The sequence below is a fragment of the Marinomonas communis genome (assembly GCF_004363305.1).
Taxonomy (GTDB): Bacteria; Pseudomonadota; Gammaproteobacteria; order Pseudomonadales; family Marinomonadaceae; genus Marinomonas; species Marinomonas communis.
The window spans coordinates 1-19,028 of record NZ_SNZA01000008.1; the positions used below are offsets into that span (position 1 = coordinate 1).

General features: G+C 47.2%; 15 protein-coding genes, 4 tRNA genes and 1 rRNA gene. 19 read left to right on the forward strand and 1 reads right to left on the reverse strand.

Annotated elements, in window-relative coordinates; all coding sequences use genetic code 11:
* Window positions 1-93: ribosomal RNA gene (rrf, locus tag C8D85_RS17430) — 5S ribosomal RNA — on the forward strand; the annotation flags it as partial.
* Window positions 94-279: 186 nt separating this feature from the next.
* A complete protein-coding gene (locus C8D85_RS17435; RefSeq protein WP_133565162.1) occupies window positions 280-1,932 on the forward strand; it encodes an OpgD/OpgG family glucan biosynthesis protein in 1,653 nt (550 codons plus the stop codon).
* Between the two features lie 22 nt (window positions 1,933-1,954).
* Here the strand turns inward: C8D85_RS17435 and C8D85_RS17440 are convergent, their stop codons facing one another.
* Window positions 1,955-2,398 carry a GNAT family N-acetyltransferase gene (locus C8D85_RS17440; protein WP_133565163.1) on the reverse strand — a complete coding sequence of 148 codons (444 nt, stop codon included), beginning with the start codon at window positions 2,396-2,398 and terminating at the stop codon, window positions 1,955-1,957.
* A gap of 72 nt (window positions 2,399-2,470) precedes the next feature.
* Here C8D85_RS17440 and C8D85_RS17445 point away from each other — a divergent pair, with 72 nt between their 5' ends.
* The 17 genes from C8D85_RS17445 (at window position 2,471) to rpsL (ending at window position 18,938) form a co-directional block, all read left to right on the forward strand.
* Window positions 2,471-3,655, forward strand: a complete 1,185-nt coding sequence (locus tag C8D85_RS17445; RefSeq protein WP_244937049.1) for an alpha/beta hydrolase — start codon at window positions 2,471-2,473, stop codon at window positions 3,653-3,655.
* Between the two features lie 20 nt (window positions 3,656-3,675).
* Window positions 3,676-4,629, forward strand: coding sequence for a biotin--[acetyl-CoA-carboxylase] ligase (locus C8D85_RS17450; RefSeq protein ID WP_133565165.1), 954 nt, complete (start codon window positions 3,676-3,678; stop codon window positions 4,627-4,629).
* On the forward strand, window positions 4,613-5,353 hold the full coding sequence (locus tag C8D85_RS17455; protein WP_162847622.1) for a type III pantothenate kinase: 741 nt from the start codon (window positions 4,613-4,615) through the stop codon (window positions 5,351-5,353). The genes C8D85_RS17450 and C8D85_RS17455 overlap by 17 nt, the downstream gene beginning before the upstream one ends.
* Window positions 5,350-6,066 carry an SPOR domain-containing protein gene (locus tag C8D85_RS17460; RefSeq protein WP_162847623.1) on the forward strand — a complete coding sequence of 239 codons (717 nt, stop codon included), beginning with the start codon at window positions 5,350-5,352 and terminating at the stop codon, window positions 6,064-6,066. Before C8D85_RS17455 ends, C8D85_RS17460 begins: the two co-directional genes overlap by 4 nt.
* A gap of 74 nt (window positions 6,067-6,140) precedes the next feature.
* Window positions 6,141-6,224: transfer RNA gene (locus C8D85_RS17465), tRNA-Tyr, on the forward strand.
* 3 nt (window positions 6,225-6,227) lie between these two features.
* A tRNA-Gly gene (locus C8D85_RS17470) sits at window positions 6,228-6,302 on the forward strand.
* A 6-nt stretch (window positions 6,303-6,308) separates the two neighbouring features.
* Window positions 6,309-6,384: transfer RNA gene (locus tag C8D85_RS17475), tRNA-Thr, on the forward strand.
* Between the two features lie 120 nt (window positions 6,385-6,504).
* Window positions 6,505-6,580 (forward strand) — tRNA-Trp (locus C8D85_RS17480).
* Between the two features lie 40 nt (window positions 6,581-6,620).
* On the forward strand, window positions 6,621-6,989 hold the full coding sequence (secE, locus tag C8D85_RS17485; RefSeq protein ID WP_133565170.1) for a preprotein translocase subunit SecE: 369 nt from the start codon (window positions 6,621-6,623) through the stop codon (window positions 6,987-6,989).
* Between the two features lie 9 nt (window positions 6,990-6,998).
* Entirely contained in the window at window positions 6,999-7,532 is a 534-nt protein-coding gene (gene nusG, locus C8D85_RS17490; protein ID WP_133565171.1) for a transcription termination/antitermination protein NusG, read from the forward strand.
* A gap of 49 nt (window positions 7,533-7,581) precedes the next feature.
* The gene (rplK, locus tag C8D85_RS17495) at window positions 7,582-8,016 is read left to right on the forward strand and encodes a 50S ribosomal protein L11 (protein ID WP_133565172.1); all 435 of its coding nucleotides are present in this window, start codon (window positions 7,582-7,584) and stop codon (window positions 8,014-8,016) included.
* The gene (gene rplA, locus C8D85_RS17500) at window positions 8,016-8,711 is read left to right on the forward strand and encodes a 50S ribosomal protein L1 (RefSeq protein WP_133565174.1); all 696 of its coding nucleotides are present in this window, start codon (window positions 8,016-8,018) and stop codon (window positions 8,709-8,711) included. The genes rplK and rplA overlap by 1 nt, the downstream gene beginning before the upstream one ends.
* Before the next feature lie 213 nt (window positions 8,712-8,924).
* Window positions 8,925-9,425, forward strand: a complete 501-nt coding sequence (gene rplJ / locus C8D85_RS17505) for a 50S ribosomal protein L10 (RefSeq protein WP_133565175.1) — start codon at window positions 8,925-8,927, stop codon at window positions 9,423-9,425.
* Between the two features lie 79 nt (window positions 9,426-9,504).
* Entirely contained in the window at window positions 9,505-9,879 is a 375-nt protein-coding gene (gene rplL, locus C8D85_RS17510; protein WP_133565177.1) for a 50S ribosomal protein L7/L12, read from the forward strand.
* 184 nt (window positions 9,880-10,063) lie between these two features.
* Entirely contained in the window at window positions 10,064-14,164 is a 4,101-nt protein-coding gene (gene rpoB / locus C8D85_RS17515) for a DNA-directed RNA polymerase subunit beta (protein WP_133565178.1), read from the forward strand.
* A gap of 67 nt (window positions 14,165-14,231) precedes the next feature.
* Window positions 14,232-18,434, forward strand: a complete 4,203-nt coding sequence (gene rpoC, locus C8D85_RS17520; protein ID WP_133565180.1) for a DNA-directed RNA polymerase subunit beta' — start codon at window positions 14,232-14,234, stop codon at window positions 18,432-18,434.
* A gap of 132 nt (window positions 18,435-18,566) precedes the next feature.
* The gene (gene rpsL / locus C8D85_RS17525) at window positions 18,567-18,938 is read left to right on the forward strand and encodes a 30S ribosomal protein S12 (protein ID WP_013659444.1); all 372 of its coding nucleotides are present in this window, start codon (window positions 18,567-18,569) and stop codon (window positions 18,936-18,938) included.
* Window positions 18,939-19,028: the final 90 nt, after the last annotated feature.

Genomic DNA, 19,028 nt, shown 5'->3' on the forward strand with positions numbered 1-19,028 from the left:
AACCACCTGATCCCATCCCGAACTCAGAAGTGAAAAGCGCCATCGCCGATGGTAGTGTGGGAGATCCCATGTGAGAGTAGGTCGTCGTCAAGCTTTTAATTAAGAAGCCCTGATCGCTAACGCGGTCAGGGCTTTTTTGCGTCCGTCGAAAATGCCTCGACTTTTATTGTGTATATGAGTACGCAGTTCTTTGAAATTCTTTACCGCTTGTCAAGTATTCGTCTGCGTCGAAGCTAGGTAGCATTCCAGCTAATATTAGAAAACTACAGGATATATACGATGCGTAGAAGCTTGTCTTTCCAAACATTGGAACATCAAGGCTTGCAAGCGTTGCTAAAGAGTAGCATGCGTCTGGTAAGCAGATTGGCACTCACGGTGAGTGCTTTGGTAAGTGTTACCGCGTGTGCGGTCACACAGCCTACTGTGAACCCTGAGAAGGGAGAAGCGTTCAGCTATGCATGGCTGAAGGGGCACGCAAGAAGTCTCTCAGAAAAGCCTTTTGTGAGTCATGAAGGTGACGTGCCAAGTGTTCTTTCCGATCTAGATTGGGATGAGTATCAGCAGCTCCACTTTAAGCGCGACCAAAGTCTTTGGCAGAAAGACGATACCGCTTATCGTGCCACTTTCTTTCATCTAGGGCAGGGCTTCATTACGCCTGTGCATATCAATGTCGTCGAGGATGGCAAGTCAACGCCAGTAGATTATTCATCAAAAATGTTCGACTACGGCGACTCTCATGTAAATGGTAAATCGTTACCAGAGGATCTTGGTTTTGCTGGTTTTCGTATGCAATATGGTACGGACTGGGAGCGGGACATTGTTGCCTTTCTAGGTGCAAGTTACTTTCGTGCCGTAGGCGCTGAAATGCAGTACGGATTGTCTGCTCGAGGCCTTGCCATTGATACGGCGATGAATAAGCCCGAAGAGTTTCCTGTGTTTACAAATTTCTGGTTTGAAAAACCAAAGCCTAACTCTGATGAAGTGACGATTTATGCTTTGTTAGACTCGGACAGCGTGACGGGTGCCTACCGTTTTGATATCAAGGCAGGTGAGCCGCTGAAAATGCGTGTTGATGTGGCTTTATACCCACGTAAAGAAATCGAGCGCCTAGGTGTTGCTCCGCTTACCAGTATGTACATGATTGGTGAAAATGACCGCCGTACCAACTACGACTGGCGTCCAGAGATTCACGACTCAGATGGTTTGGAAATGCTTACTGGCAACGGTGAGTGGATTTGGCGTCCATTGGGTAACCCAGAGCAACTTCGCTTCAATGCTTACATGGATAATAACCCTAAAGGTTTTGGCCTAATGCAGCGTGATCGTAACTTTGATCATTATTTAGATGATGGTGTGTTTTATGAGAAGCGTCCACATCTTTGGATTGAGCCAATTGGTGATTGGGGTAAAGGCTCAGTGCAGTTAGTTGAGATTCCAACGCTAGATGAAACATTTGATAATATTGTGGCTTACTGGAATCCGGCGCAAGAAATTGTTCCAGGGCAAGAGCTGTTGTACAGCTACAATATGTACTGGGGCAGTGACGCACCTGTTAAGTCAGGTAAAGCAACGGTTCAGAGCACCTACACTGGTATTGGTGGTGTGGTTGGTAAAAAGCGAGATTACTACAGTAAACGCTTTGCGATTGACTTCGAAGGCGATATTTTTCAAATGTTAGGTCAAAAGGCGGAAGTGAGGCCTGTGATTGAAACGTCTCGTGGTCGAGTGGAAATTACATCGGCGCGTCCACAACATCATATTGGCGGTTACCGAGCAATGTTTGACTTGGTACCGGATGACTCTGTTGAGCCAATTAACATTAAGGTTCATCTAGAAGCTAATGGCCAGCCAATCTCTGAAACGTGGGTTTATCAATGGAACCCTCCGGCTCCAGATAAACGTGAGCTGCATAATGCAGGTCACTTAAAATAGAATAATTCCATAAAAGAACGCCCTATGTGGGCGTTTTTTTATGGTACTGCATGGCTATCAAGCGAGGCTGTTTGATGCGATAGCGTTGCAAGCGACTGCGGAGCTCACTGGGTAAGAGTGCTTCATCAGTGACCTCTATAAAGCCGTGGCGTGTATAGAAGGGGGTAAGCTCAGGGGTATTTAAGCAATAGCTAGGCTGCCGAGTGAGTTGCTCGCTAATTGTCTGAAGTAGCTGTCCAGCGATGCCTTGGTTTCTGTGACGAGGGTGGGTAACAAGCCCAGTTAACAATAAGCATTGGTCGAGAGGTTTTAAACGCACGGCACAAAGAATATTTGCCCCATCCTTTATTACCCATAAGGGTTCTGCTTTGTTAGGTTTTCCACTGGGATAGAATGCTTGATAGAACTTCTTTACTAGCGGGAACCATATTGGGTCGACAGGGATGGCGTTAATAACGGATTTCATGCTCTGTAGTTAGTGATTTGCGTTGTTTCCGTTATGATAAGCTTTTTTAGTGAATGCTCAATGGGAGTATGTATGGCTTTAGTGCGTTTGGCTTGGGTTCTGCTCGTAGGGACTGTTTCCTCATCTGTTCTGGCAAATGCTTGGGTGCAGACCTCGGGAGAACCGTTTGCAGCATACCGCGAGCGTATGGCGATGCATTTCATGGAAAATAAGCTTTGGGTCAGTGCGGAAGCTAAACAACAAGAGTTAGAGGCTGTATTGCCATTTGAATATCGTCCAAATGACACCTGCTCTTCGCATTCTGTTGGTGTGTTAATGTTTCACGGTTTGTCTGATTCTCCCTTTTCGCTAAGAGATCCAGCGCAGGCGTTGGCAGATCAATGTATTCATGTGCGAGTGATGGTTTTACCCGGCCACGGTACTCGTGCAGAGGATTTACTTGAAGTGTCGCGGCAGGATTGGCGTGCGGCGGTAAAGTCTGCGGTAGCAAACTTCTCTTCTGAGGTTGATATGATGTATCTGGCGGGCTTTTCCACTGGTGGGGCTTTAGTAACGGAGTATGCATGGCAGCAGCCAGAGGAGGTGCAGGGAGTAGTGTTATTTTCACCTCTCTTTAAGATCAATAGTACGATTGATTGGTTGTCCCCTTGGTTGGCTCCTATGATCGATTGGTTAGATCATTACGACTCAGATGATTACAGTAAGTACGCCTCGATTCCTGTGCCAGCAATAGCTGAGGCTTACTCTTTGGCAAAAGAAGTCAAGGCAACGGTTCTGGCGGAGCCTGGCAAGGTACCAGTCTTTGTTGCCCTGTCTGAGGAGGATGCTACGGTCGATTCGGCTGTCACTATTGATGTCTTTGAGCATTCATTTGTGGCTCATATGCAAAGTGAGATGATTCTCTACAGTGCGTCTCGTCCAACAAATGATGCCCCTCCTGTTCATGTAGTTAACACGGATTTACCAGAACAGCGTATTTTTGGCTTATCGCATATGTCTGTTCATGGGGCGCCTCATAACCCTTATTACGGTGAGCAAGGGGCTTATCGAATATGTTCTTGGTATCAGAGTGATCCTGATCGTTATCAGGAATGCCGCGAGGCGGAGCAGAACTGGTATGGTGAGCGCTCGAAAGTGTTGCAGGCTAAGAGTGATGTTGCTGCCAGACTGTCATGGAATCCCTATTTCCAAGATCTCATGAAGCACATCAATAGCTTCATTCATAAGACACAGCAGAGCACCGTCGTGTCTAACTAAAGAATTCGCAGGAAATTAAGATGAGAGAAGTGTTGAAGTTGCTGAGTGATAGCAAATTCCATTCAGGAGAGGCGCTGGGTGAGGCGCTGGGCATTACGCGAGCGGCTGTTTGGAAACGCTTAAAGAAAATAGAGGCGGCTGGCATTGCGGTGCATTCGGTGAAAGGGCGTGGCTATCGAATCCCTGAGCCTCTCGTTTTGTTGGAGGAGAGCCGTCTTCGTGCAGCGGGATTGCCGGATAACGTTGCCGTGGATATTCCGTTTGATACACCTTCAACGAATGATGTATTGAAAAAGAAAATATCATTGGGCGCAAAGTTGCCTGCCTTGGTTATTACGGAGCATCAAACACAAGGTAAAGGCCGTCGTGGCCGAGTGTGGGAAAGTGGCGTCGCAAAAAATATCACCATGTCATTTGCATGGCAGTTCGAACAGGGTCCTAGTGTTGTCGAAGGCTTGAGCCTTGCGGTAGGCGTTGTGATTGCAAAAGTGCTGCGCGATATGGGAGTAACCAATCCTGGTCTCAAGTGGCCAAATGATATTCATGTCGATAACCATAAAATTTGTGGGATTTTGCTCGAGCTGGTGGCTGATCAGGATGTTTGTCGAGTCATTATTGGAATTGGCTTAAATGTTGAGTCAACTCCAGAACAGAGAGCAAAGGTTGATCAGCCGTGGACGGATTTGACTTCGCGTTTGGCTTATACGCCTGATCGCAATGAAGTTATTGCAAACATTACCAAGGGGTTGGTGGATGTTTGTGAGGCGTTTGCAAGTGGGGAAGGTATCGCAAAATATCATGCGCAATGGCAAGCCTTTGATGTGTTGTTCAATCAACCGGTTACGGTGTATATGGGCAATAGGCAGCAATCAGGTATTGCTAGAGGGATTGATATGAATGGGGCGCTTAGGCTTGAAACAGAGCAGGGGATAGAGCTGCTTCATGGAGGAGAAATTAGTGTCCGCAAGCAATAGGGTATTGGTGATTGATGCTGGGAATACGCAGGTAAAATGCACTCTGTTTCATGCTAATACGATAGTGGATAAATGGTTTTTTGATGATCAGCTGTCCAATCGAGGCCAAGAGGCAGAGTTCATTGTGATTGCTAGTGTGCGCTCAAACGAGTTTACCTCCTCCTTGTTAGAAAAATGCGCCTCATGCATGCCAAACGCTGAGCAGATGTTGTTGCGCTCGGAGCGTTCATCATGTGGTGTGCAGAATTCCTATGAAGAACCAGAGCGTTTGGGGGTTGATCGTTGGCTAGCGGCGATTGCCGCGTTTCATCATTATGGTGGGCCTTCTGTTGTACTAGACGCCGGTACAGCAATTAAAGCGGAGTTTATTAATGCTGAAGGGGTTCATCTAGGGGGTTATATTGTTCCTGGGCTTGAATTAATGGCTTCGAGTTTAATTGATAAAACAGCAAAGATTCGCTATCACAGTGGCGAGGCGAGTGTTTGCGACACGATTCCAGCGAGTACTGCCGATGCGGTAACTCAAGGTGCGACAGAGATGGCTTTGGGTTTTATCCAGCGTTTATACGGCAAGCACTCGGATGCTACTTGGTTGGTAACAGGTGGAACCAGTCAAGCGCTAATGGCTGCTTTGTCAGTTCCGCATGTATACGATGAGTCTTTAGTGGCTAAGGGCGCGTATTTAGTATGGCAAGAGCGTCTAGAAAAGAGGGGGCTGAAATGAAGTGGTTGTTTTTAGTCATGGTGCTGGGCAACGCAGGCTTTGTGGCTTGGCAGGGGTTCTCGGCGGCTGATGCTGGCGTGCTTCAGCAGCCCGTGTATGCTCCGCCAGTAAGTGAGCGTATATATCTAGTTGGCGAGGTTCGACCAGATGAGTCTGATGACGTGGTTACCCCAGTAGAGCAGCAACCTCTAACAGAGGCTGATAAGGTACTGGCATCGCTACAACGAGAAGTTGATAAGGTCTCGACCGAAGACGATCTGCTCTGTCCAATAGTGACACTAGAGCGAAATGCTGACACGTTGACAGTGATGGATGTTTTGCGTCAACAAGGTCTGGCTTTTAGCGAGCGTAAAGCAACGGGTAAACGTGACAAATATTGGCTGTATATATCTGCACCAGCGACAGCGGAAAAAGCCCAAGATATTGTTGCTGCGTTGAAGCTAAAGCGAATCGACAGTTATGTCATATCTAGGGGGGATATGAAGAACCGCATATCGTTAGGTTTGTTCTCCTCTAAGGATCGGGCAGAACAGGCCCAGGCAAGCATCTCAGAGCAATCAGGTATGGATGTGAATATTTATGCGCATCAACGTGAAGTCGGGCTTACAGAGCTTTTGTTAGCAGAGCCAATCACCAGCGAACGCTGGGAGAGTGTGATGATGGCATTGGACTTTTCCAAGCTATTAATAAAAATAGAAAAAAATCCTTGCTAGTGCTTGCAATTAAAAAAACGATTCATATAATGGCATCCACCTTTTGGGGCGTTGTGAGCAATGCTTAAATTTGTGGAGGGGTTCCCGAGTGGCCAAAGGGAGCAGATTGTAAATCTGCCACGAAAGTTTCGGTGGTTCGAATCCACCTCCCTCCACCATTTGCGGGCATGGTATAGTGGCTATTACCTCAGCCTTCCAAGCTGAAGAGGCGGGTTCGATTCCCGCTGCCCGCTCCAGATCTTGCTCATGTAGCTCAGTTGGTAGAGCACACCCTTGGTAAGGGTGAGGTCGGCAGTTCAAGTCTGCTCATGAGCTCCAGCATTTCTTCAATGCTAAAACAGGCGATTCTAAAGCGCCTTTTTTATTGTCTGAATTTTGGGCAAATACCACTTGCTAAATTTTAAACAAGTCGGTATCATCCTCCGCCCATACGAATGTAGGCCAGTAGTTCAGCTGGTAGAGCGTCGGTCTCCAAAACCGAATGTCGGGGGTTCGAATCCCTCCTGGCCTGCCATCTTTCGTATCCAATTTCTTAGCTAGGGATCACCTGAAGTATGAGTTCGAGTGCTGAAACTCAAGAGTCTCGCGGAGACGTATTAAAGTGGGCGGTTGTTGTCCTTCTTGTAGCCGTAGCGGTTGTAGGGAACAACTATTTTTCTGCTGAGTCATTGCTGTATCGCTTGATTGCTGTATTGGTTCTTGCTGGTGTTGCTGGTTTTGTTGCGCTCAATACAGCCAAAGGTCGTTCTTTCGCCAAATTGGCGCGAGAAGCGAAGACCGAAATTCGTCGAGTTGTATGGCCAACAAGACAGGAAACGGTTCAAACAACGTTGATCGTTTTGGCGGTTGTTATTTTTATGTCTCTCGTACTGTGGGGAGTTGATTCGCTCCTTGGTTGGATCGTTTCCGCAGTAATAGGTTAGGAGTTGCTCGTGGCGAAACGATGGTATGTGGTACAAGCGTACTCAGGTTATGAAAAGCACGTAATGCGCTCGCTCAAAGAGCGTGTTGGCATTATGGGCATGGAAGATTTATTTGGCGATATCCTAGTTCCTACTGAGGAAGTGGTTGAGATTCGCGATGGCAAGAAGCGCAAGAGTGAGCGTAAGTTCTATCCTGGCTATGTGCTAGTTCAGATGGATATGAACGACGACTCTTGGCACCTTGTTAAAGGTACTGCGCGTGTGCTTGGCTTTATTGGCGGCACAGCGGATAAGCCGTCACCAATCACTGATCGTGAAGCGGATGCGATTCTGCAACGTGTCAATGATGGTGTGGATAAACCTCGTCCTAAGACGTTGTTTGAAGTGGGTGAAGTGGTTCGTGTTAACGAAGGTCCATTTGCTGACTTTAACGGTGTTGTCGAAGAGGTTGATTACGATAAAAGCCGAATCAAAGTGGCTGTCCTTATCTTTGGACGTTCTACGCCGGTTGATTTGGAATTTAGTCAGGTTGAGAAGACCTGATTGTAATTAAACGGGTAGCCTTCGGGCGGTGACCCATTTGGAGTAAAAAATGGCTAAAAAAGTCCAAGCTTACATCAAGCTACAAGTTAAAGCGGGTCAAGCGAACCCAAGTCCACCAGTTGGTCCAGCTCTTGGTCAACACGGTGTGAACATCATGGAATTCTGTAAAGCGTTCAACGCCAAAACTCAAGGTGTAGAGCCAGGTCTTCCAACACCAGTTATCATCACTGTATACAGTGACCGTAGCTTCACATTCGAAACGAAATCTACTCCTGCTGCAGTTCTGCTTAAGAAAGCTGCTGGCATCAAGAGTGGTTCACCACGTCCAAACACTCAGAAAGTTGGTACAGTAACTCGTGCGCAACTAGAAGAGATCGTTAACGCTAAGCAGGCTGATTTGACTGCAGCAGATATGGATGCTGCCGTACGTACTATCGCAGGTAGTGCACGTGCAATGGGTCTAGAAGTTGAGGGTGTGAACTAATGGCTAAGCTAACTAAACGCGCTCGCTTGATCGCTGAAAAAGTAGACGCAACTAAACTGTACTCTGTAGAAGAAGCTGTAGCTCTTCTATCTGAACTTTCTACTGTTAAGTTCAAAGAGTCTGTAGACGTATCTGTTAACCTAGGCGTTGACCCACGTAAATCTGATCAGGTTGTTCGTGGTTCTACAGTACTTCCTAACGGTACAGGTAAAGACGTTCGCGTTGCTGTATTCGCACAAGGTGCAAACGCTGAAGCGGCTAAAGAAGCTGGTGCAGACGTTGTAGGTTTTGAAGACCTTGCTGAGCAAGTTAAAGCTGGCAACCTAGACTTCGACGTAGTAATCGCTTCTCCTGATGCGATGCGTATCGTTGGTCAACTAGGTCAGGTGCTTGGTCCACGTGGTCTTATGCCAAATCCTAAAGTTGGTACTGTAACTCCAGACGTTGCGACTGCTGTTAAGAACGCAAAATCTGGTCAAGCACGTTACCGTACTGACAAAAATGGTATCATCCACGCTGGCGTTGGTTCTATCGACTTCGCAGCTGATGCTATCAAAGGCAACCTAGAAGCGCTTCTAGCCGACCTACGTCGTGCTAAGCCTGCTTCTGCTAAAGGTGTCTACATGAAGAAAGTGACTTTGTCCTCTACAATGGGACCAGGTCTACAAATTGATTTAGGTGCTCTAAGCTTCTAAGTCAGAGCTTTGGGGTCTGTACAGCTTGCTGTATAGGCCGTCAAAGACCGCAGGAATCTTTCGATTTAATCAGAACGTTGCGAAACGTTTGTCCTGCGCAGATGGTGTGGCCCGATTCAGATTAAACTGGATCCAACTCACCAGTAAGTACTCCGAATATTCGGAGAGTTGGTAAATTTGGGGATTTATCCCTGCTAATCCAGGAGAAAACCAGTGGCATTAGGTCTAGAAGACAAAAAAGCCATTGTCGCCGAAGTTAGCGAAGCTGCCCAAGGCGCTTTGTCTGCTGTAGTAGCTGACTCTCGCGGTGTTACCGTGACTGACATGACAGCTCTTCGCAAACAAGCACGTGAAGCTGGCGTTTACGTACGTGTTGTACGTAACACTCTAGCTCGCCGCGCTGTTGAAGGCACAGACTTCGAATGCTTAAAAGATAGCTTCGTTGGTCCAACTCTTATCGCATTCTCTAACGAGCACCCAGGTGCGGCGGCTCGTTTGTTGAAAACTTTTGCGAAAGAGAACGACAAATTTGAAGTTAAAGCATTGGCGTTCAACGGTGAGTTGATCCCAGCTGGCGACATTGATCGTTTGGCAACATTGCCAACATACGACGAAGCAATCGCGAAACTAATGAGCGTTATCCAAGGTGCGACAAGCAAACTTGCTCGTACATTGGCGGCGATTCGCGATCAGAAAGAACAAGAAGCAGCGTAATTTTAAAACGCACTTACTTGAATTCAATTGGTTTTTGTTGCCACTTATGGCAACCACAAAATGTTAGGAAATCTGAGTCATGGCTCTAACTAAAGAAGATATCATCAATGCAGTAGCAGAAATGTCTGTAATGGACGTTGTTGAACTGATCGAAGCAATGGAAGAAAAATTCGGCGTAACTGCAGCTGCTGCTGTTGCTGCTGGTCCAGCTGCTGGCGATGCTGGTGCAGCTGCTGCTGAACAAACTGAATTTGACGTTGTTCTTACTGCTGCAGGCGATAAGAAAGTTAACGTTATCAAAGCGGTACGTGGCGCAACTGGTCTAGGCCTTAAAGAAGCGAAAGCAATGGTTGACGGCGCTCCAGCTACAGTTAAAGAAGGCGCTTCTAAAGAAGAAGCTGAAGAGCTTAAGAAAGCTCTTGAAGAAGCAGGTGCTTCTGTCGAAATCAAGTAATGTTACTTGTTTCTCAAAAGTTCGGCATCTAGTCGAAATGGCTGGTGGTGTTTTGCCACCGGCCTTTTTGGGTTTCTAAAACCCTATTAAAAATTTATTCTTTTTTTGAGAGAATACTCTCTCAATTTCGGTAGGCCTGATTAAGAGGCCTTTTGCGTCAATGTGCACAAGCTGGGGAATGCTGATGGCTTACTCATACACTGAGAAAAAACGTATCCGTAAGGATTTCGGTAAACTGCCGCCCGTTTTGGATGTGCCATACTTGCTGGCAATTCAGCTTGAATCCTACCGTAACTTCTTGCAGGAAGGTAAAGCTCCTGCAGAGCGTGGGGAACTGGGTCTGCATGGGGCCTTTAAATCTGTCTTTCCAATGGTCAGCTTTTCCGGCAATGCGGCGCTAGAATACGTCGATTACCGATTGGGCAAGCCAGTATTTGATGTAAAAGAGTGTCAGCTACGTGGTGTAACGTATGCCGCTCCTTTACGTGTTCGTGTACGTCTTATCATTTATGATAAAGAGTCAGCGAACAAGGCAATCAAAGACATTCGCGAGCAAGAAGTCTACATGGGCGAAATCCCATTAATGACTGAAAATGGTACGTTCGTAATCAACGGTACTGAGCGTGTTATCGTATCTCAGTTACACCGTTCACCTGGTGTGTTCTTCGACCACGATCGTGGTAAGACTCACTCATCAGGTAAACTACTACACTCTGCTCGTGTTATTCCTTACCGTGGTTCATGGTTGGACTTCGAGTTTGATCCAAAAGACTGCGTGTTCGTTCGTATCGACCGTCGTCGTAAGCTGCCTGTATCAATTTTGTTACGCGCGCTTGGTTTTGATACTGAACAAATTCTAGATACATTCTTCGATACGACTCGTTTCTTCTTGAGCCGTGATGGCGTAGAAATGGAACTGATCGCAAACCGCCTACGTGGTGAGACAGCTCTGTTTGACATTACAGATCAGGATGGCAACGTTATCGTTGAAGAAACTCGCCGTATTACTGCGAAACATATCCGTCAGATGGAAAAAGTAGGTCTAGAGCGTCTCTCTGTTCCTCTTGAGTACCTATTGGGTAAAGTAACGGCTAAAAACCTTGTGCATCCAGGCACAGGTGAGTTGATCGCTGAAGCGAACACAGAAATGTCTGTTGATCTTCTAGAGGCACTTGTTGCCGCTGGTATCAAAGAGATTGATGTTCTTTACACGAACGATCTAGATCACGGTCCGTTTATCTCTGATACATTGCGTATCGACCCTACAAATAACCAGTTAGAAGCATTGGTAGAAATCTACCGTATGATGCGCCCTGGTGAGCCACCAACCAAAGAGTCTGCTGAGGCGTTGTTCCAAAGCTTGTTCTTCTCAGAAGATCGCTATGATCTATCTGGTGTTGGTCGTATGAAATTTAACCGTCGTTTGGGACGTGATGAAGACGAAGGTCTAGGTATTCTAGACAACGACGACATCATTGATGTTCTGAAGACATTGCTAGATATCCGTAACGGTAACGGTATGGTCGATGATATCGACCACCTTGGTAACCGTCGTATTCGTTCTGTCGGCGAAATGGCCGAGAACCAATTCCGTGTTGGTTTAGTACGTGTAGAGCGTGCCGTGAAAGAGCGTCTGTCTATGGCAGAAGCGGATGGCCTAATGCCACAAGATCTATTGAACGCTAAACCCGTTGCGGCAGCGATCAAAGAATTCTTCGGTTCTAGCCAATTGTCACAGTTCATGGACCAAAACAACCCGCTTTCTGAGGTAACTCACAAGCGTCGTGTTTCTGCGTTAGGCCCTGGTGGTCTGACTCGTGAGCGCGCAGGCTTCGAGGTTCGAGACGTTCACGCTACTCACTACGGTCGTGTATGTCCAATCGAAACGCCTGAAGGTCCAAACATCGGTTTGATCAACTCGCTATCGACTTACGCGCGTACTAACAGCTACGGCTTCCTAGAAACGCCTTACCGTAAAGTTATCGATGGCAAAATGACTGACGAAACGGTTTACGTTTCGGCAATCGATGAAGCGAAATACGTTATCGCACAAGCGTCTGTGAACGTTGATGAAGAAGGTCGCCTAGTAGATGAACTTGTTCAGGTTCGTCACATGCATGACACGACTCTACTACCGAAAGAAAAAGTAAACCTAATGGACGTGTCGCCACGTCAGGTTGTATCTGTAGCTGCGTCGCTTATCCCGTTCCTTGAGCACGATGACGCCAACCGTGCCTTGATGGGATCGAACATGCAACGTCAGGCTGTACCAACTCTAATCGCTGAAAAACCAGTGGTTGGTACGGGTATGGAGAAGAACGTAGCAAAAGACTCTGGTGTATGTATCGTTGCCCGTCGTGGCGGTGAAATCGAGTCCGTTGATGCGAGCCGTATCGTTGTACGTGTAAATTCTGAAGAGACTGAAGCGGGTGAAGCGGGTGTAGATATCTACAACCTGACGAAATACGTTCGTTCGAACCAGAACACATGTATCAACCAACGTACTTTGGTGCTGAAAGGTGACAAAGTAGCACGCGGTGACATCATGGCTGACGGTCCTTCTGTTGACATGGGTGACCTAGCGCTTGGTCAAAACATGCGTATTGCCTTCATGCCTTGGAACGGTTTCAACTTCGAGGACTCGATCCTAGTATCTGAGCGCGTAGTAGAAGAAGATCGCTTCACTTCGATCCACATTCAAGAGCTGACTTGTGTGGCTCGTGATACGAAGCTTGGGCCTGAAGAAATCACTTCAGATATCCCGAACGTAGGCGAAGGCGCGCTATCTAAACTTGATAACGCTGGTGTGGTTTACATCGGTGCAGAAGTTGAGCCAGGTGATATCCTAGTTGGTAAAGTGACGCCTAAAGGTGAAACTCAACTAACACCTGAGGAAAAACTTCTACGCGCAATCTTTGGTGAAAAAGCGTCTGACGTTAAAGATACGTCTCTACGCGTGAAAACCGGTACTCGCGGTACAGTTATCGACGTACAAGTGTTCACTCGTGACGGCATCGAGAAAGACGAGCGTGCGAAGTCTATTGAGAAATCTCAACTAGACCAAGTTCGTAAAGACTTGAACGAAGAATTCCGCATTGTTGAAAAAGCAACGTTTGAGCGTTTAGCTGAAGCATTGGTTGGCCAGCAAGCAGAAGGCGGTCCTGGTCTTGCACGCAACGCTGTGATCACTGAGGAGTACCTAGCGAACCTTGATCACCCAGAGTGGTTCAAGATCCGTGTAGCGAACGAAGAAGCGAGTGAACAGCTTGAAAAAGCACAGGCTGCTTTGATCGAACGCCGCAAAGAGCTAGACGCGAAATTTGAAGATAAAAAGCGCAAGCTACAAACAGGCGATGACTTGGCACCAGGCGTGTTGAAGATCGTTAAAGTTTACGTAGCTGTGAAACGTCGTATCCAGCCAGGTGATAAGATGGCGGGTCGTCACGGTAACAAGGGTGTAATCTCTAAGATCATGCCTGTTGAAGACATGCCGTACGACGAAAACGGCGATCCAGTCGATATCGTACTAAACCCACTGGGTGTACCGTCGCGTATGAACGTTGGTCAGGTACTAGAGACTCACTTGGGTGCAGCGGCGAAAGGCTTGGGTCGTAAGATCGACGAAATGCTTAAGGTTGAGCGTGAGAAAGCAGAAGCCGTTAAAGAGCTTCGTGTTTTCCTAAATGAAATCTATAACGGTTACGAAGGCGATCTTCGTCCAGCTCGTACAGAAGACCTAGACAGCTTCTCTGATGAAGAGATTCTAGTGTTGGCATCTAACCTTAAGAAAGGTGTGCCAATGGCGTCTGGTGCCTTTGACGGTGCTAAAGAAGCTGAGATTAAGCGCATGCTGCGTCTAGCTGGCATCAACGAGAGTGGTCAGATCAAGCTATTCAACGGCCGTACTGGTGAAGCATTTGAGCGTCCTGTAACCGTAGGTTACATGTACATGCTTAAGTTGAACCACTTGGTAGATGATAAGATGCACGCTCGTTCTACTGGCTCTTACAGCCTTGTTACTCAGCAGCCGCTGGGTGGTAAAGCACAATTCGGTGGTCAGCGTTTTGGTGAGATGGAGGTATGGGCACTAGAAGCATACGGTGCAGCATACACGCTACAAGAAATGTTGACTGTTAAGTCGGACGACGTGAACGGCCGTACTAAGATGTACAAAAACATCGTAGATGGTGATCACCGTATGGAGCCAGGCATGCCTGAATCCTTCAACGTATTGGTGAAAGAAATCCGTTCTCTTGGTATCGACATCGAGCTAGAAAACGAATAAGCACGAATCACATTTGACCTGCTGGGAGGGGTAGCCCCTCCCAGCCTTACGAGTGGGGCGAATATCCATGAAAGACTTATTAGGTCTTCTAAAAACACAGGGACAATCAGAAGAGTTTGATGCGATTCGCATTGGCTTAGCTTCTCCAGATATGATTCGTTCATGGTCTTATGGTGAAGTTAAAAAGCCAGAAACCATCAACTACCGTACGTTCAAACCTGAGCGTGACGGTCTGTTCTGTGCCAAAATCTTTGGTCCTATCAAGGACTACGAATGTTTGTGTGGTAAATACAAGCGTTTAAAACATCGTGGTGTCATTTGTGAGAAGTGTGGCGTTGAAGTTGCGTTGTCGAAAGTGCGTCGTGAGCGCATGGGACACATCGAGCTTGCTTCACCGGTTGCTCACATCTGGTTCCTTAAGTCTCTACCATCTCGTATCGGTCTTATCATGGATATGACCCTACGTGATATTGAGCGTGTTCTTTACTTCGAATCATTCATTGTGATTGACCCAGGCATGACGACGCTTGAAAAAGGTCAGCTACTGAACGATGAGCAGTACTTCGAAGCACTAGAAGAATTCGGTGACGAATTCGACGCTCGTATGGGTGCTGAGGCGATTCAGTGCTTGCTACGTGACATGGATCTTGCTGAAGAAATCAGCACCATGCGCGAAGAGCTAAACGCTACTAACTCTGAGACTCGTATTAAGAAGCTATCTAAGCGTCTTAAACTGATCGAAGCGTTCCATCATTCTGGTAACAACCCAGAGTGGATGGTATTAGACGTACTTCCAGTGTTGCCACCAGATCTTCGCCCTCTAGTTCCACTAGAAGGTGGTCGTTTCGCAACATCTGATTTGAACGATCTATACCGTCGCGTTATTAACCGTAACAACCGTCTAAAACGTCTTCTTGAGCTAGCTGCTCCAGACATTATCGTGCGCAACGAAAAGCGTATGTTGCAAGAGTCTGTTGATGCGCTACTAGACAACGGTCGTCGCGGTCGTGCGATCACAGGTTCTAACAAGCGTCCTCTGAAATCTTTGGCAGACATGATCAAAGGTAAGCAAGGTCGTTTCCGTCAGAACCTTTTGGGTAAACGTGTAGACTACTCTGGCCGTTCTGTAATCACAGTAGGTCCGTCTCTACGCTTGCACCAGTGTGGTCTGCCGAAGAAGATGGCTCTTGAGCTATTCAAGCCATTCATCTTCTCGAAACTAGAGCTTCGTGGCATGGCAACAACCATCAAAGCTGCGAAGAAAATGGTTGAGCGTGAAACACCTGAGGTTTGGGATATTCTTGATGAAGTTATCCGCGAACACCCAGTAATGCTTAACCGTGCACCAACGCTTCACCGTTTGGGTATCCAAGCGTTTGAACCGATTCTAATCGAAGGTAAAGCGATCCAGTTGCACCCACTTGTGTGTGCGGCTTACAACGCCGACTTCGACGGTGACCAGATGGCGGTACACGTACCATTGACAATCGAAGCTCAGCTTGAAGCTCGTGCGTTGATGATGTCTACCAACAACATTCTGTCGCCAGCAAACGGTGAGCCGATCATCGTTCCTTCTCAGGACGTTGTATTGGGTCTGTACTACATGACGCGTGAGAAAATCAACGCGAAAGGTGAGGGCATGGCCTTCGCTGATATCAAAGAAGTACATCGTGCATATGGTGCAAAACAAGTTGAACTACACGCGAAAATTAAAGTGCGTGTAAATCAAGTTGATACAACGCTTGAAGGTGAAAAAGTTCCTTCAACGTTCATCGTTGACACAACTGTTGGTCGTGCATTGTTGTTTGATGTAGTGCCTGATGGCCTACCATTCTCGGTTATCAACCAACCGATGAAGAAGAAAGCAATCTCGAACCTAATCAACGAGTGTTACCGTAAAGTAGGTCTAAAAGAGACTTGTATTTTCGCTGACCAGTTGATGTACACAGGTTTCCAATACGCAACGGCGTCTGGTTCATCTGTAGGTGTTGATGACTTCGTAATTCCGCCTGAAAAAGCAGAGATCATATCTCGTGCGGAAGAAGAAGTTAAAGAAATCGAATACCAATTCGCCGACGGTCTTGTAACGGCTGGTGAGAAATACAACAAGGTTATCGACTTGTGGTCTCGTACCAACGAAACCGTTACTGAAGCCATGATGAAAAACTTGGCGAAAGAAACCGTTATCGACAAAGAAGGTAACGAAGTTGAGCAGCAATCATTTAACTCAGTTTACATGATGGCCGACTCTGGTGCCCGTGGTAGTGTGGCTCAGATGCGTCAGCTAGGTGGTATGCGTGGTCTGATGGCGAAACCGGATGGTTCCATCATCGAGACACCGATCACTGCGAACTTCCGTGAAGGTCTATCGGTACTTCAGTACTTTACTTCTACACACGGTGCTCGTAAAGGTCTTGCCGATACCGCCTTGAAGACAGCGAACTCTGGTTACCTAACGCGTCGTCTAGTAGACGTTGCACAAGACTTGGTAATCACAGAAGTTGACTGTGGTGCTGAAAACGGTCTTCTAGTGAGTGCATTGATTGAAGGTGGTGACGTAGTTGTTCCACTAGGTCAGCGTGTACTAGGTCGTGTGGTAGCGCAGGACGTACTGGATTCTAAAGGTGATGTGGTTGTAGAACGTGGCGTTCTAATTGATGAGCACAATGTTCGTGCAATCGAAGCAGCTGGTGTGGATGAGATGATTGTTCGCTCTGTAATCAGCTGTGAAACTAAGCACGGTGTGTGTGCGAGCTGTTACGGTCGTGACCTAGCACGTGGTCACTTGGTGAACATTGGTGAGGCTGTAGGTGTCGTTGCCGCTCAGTCAATCGGTGAGCCGGGTACACAGCTGACAATGCGTACCTTCCACATCGGTGGTGCAGCATCTCGAGCGTCTGCTGTAGACAGTGTTCAGATCAAGAGTGCGGGTACTGTACGTTTCCACAAGATGAAGAGCATCGAGCGTGAAACTGGCCAATTGGTTGTTGCATCGCGTTCTTCTGAGTTGGCAATCGCAGACGAAGCGGGTCGTGAGAAAGAGCGTTACAAGCTTCCTTACGGTGCTGTGTTGAGTGTTCGCGAAGGTGATCAAGTTTCTGCTGGTCAAGTGTTGGCTAACTGGGACCCACACACTCACCCAATCGTTTCTGAGATGCAGGGTAAACTTGAATTCTCTGGTATGGATGAGGGCGTAACAATTCGCCGTCAGTCTGATGAGCTAACTGGCTTGACGACAATCGAAGTACTAGAAATGAAAGATCGTCCTTCTTCTGGTAAAGACATTCGTCCAACGATCTCTGTTGTCGATGACAACGGTGCGCCTGTGATGATTCCAGGTACTGAGATGCCTGTACAATACATGCTTCCTGAGAAGGCTCTATTGAGCTTGGATCACGGTGCAACCATCAAGTCTGGTGAAGTATTAGCACGTATCCCTCAAGAGTCTCAAGGTAACAAGGACATCACCGGTGGTCTGCCACGCGTAGCTGACTTGTTCGAAGCACGTCGTCCGAAAGATCCAGCTGTGATGGCGGAAGCGACGGGTGTAGTAAGTTTCGGTAAAGAGACGAAAGGTAAGATCCGTTTGGTGATCACGCCACAAGATGGTGGTGACCCAATCGAAACTCTGATTCCTAAATGGCGTCAAATCAACATCTTCGACGGTGAAGAAGTTGAGAAGGGTGAGATCATTGCCGACGGTCCTCTAAACCCACATGACATCTTGCGTCTTCAGGGTGTAGCAGCGCTTGCTGATTACATCACTAACGAGATTCAAGAGGTTTACCGTCTACAGGGTGTAGGCATCAACGATAAGCACATCGAAGTTATTGTGCGTCAGATGCTACGCAAAGTAGACATCACTGAATCAGGTGATACTAACCTAATTCAGGGTGACCAAGTTGAATACACGCAAATGCAAGAAGCAAACGAAGCTGCGGAAGCAGAAGGTCGTTTCCCTTCTAAATACGAGCGTGTCCTACTTGGTATTACTAAAGCTTCTTTGGCGACTGAGTCATTTATCTCTGCGGCATCGTTCCAAGAGACGACTCGTGTCCTAACTGAAGGTGCGGTAACTGGTAAGAAAGACCACCTACGTGGTCTGAAAGAAAACGTTGTAGTAGGTCGTCTGATCCCAGCGGGTACAGGTTTGGCATACCACAGCGGTCGCAAAGCTAAGAAAGAGCTTGCGCAAGCAACGACTGAAGGCAGTGCAACAGTAAGTGCTTCTGATGTAGAAGAAGCATTAAGTGCGGCATTGAAAGACTAGAAGTCATTGTATACGTAAGGGAGGCGAAATTTTGTTCGCCTCCCTATTGACTGTTTTATAGGCGCAAATTACACTTGCGCCTCCTTATTTTTGGCGATTTCCGCCAATAGAATTGGATGTGGAGCTTGTTAAATGGCAACCGTTAACCAGTTGGTTCGTAAACCACGTAAACGTAAAGTGGCAAAAAGTGACGTTCCTGCGTTACAAGCTTGTCCGCAACGCCGCGGCGTCTGCACACGTGTATACACTACTACGCCTAAGAAGCCTAACTCGGCTTTGCGTAAAGTATGTCGTGTTCGCTTGACGAACGGCTTCGAAGTTACTTCCTACATCGGTGGTGAAGGTCACAACCTGCAAGAACACAGCGTAGTGCTGATTCGTGGCGGTCGTGTAAAAGACCTTCCAGGTGTTCGTTACCACACAGTACGTGGTAGCTTGGATACTTCTGGCGTACAAAATCGTAAGCAAGGCCGTTCTAAGTACGGTACTAAGCGTCCTAAGTAAGCAATTACGCTACTTTAATCGTTTAGACATAATTTTTTAATACAGTAAGGCCGAGCACAGAAATGGTCTCGGACTCACCTGAAGAGGATA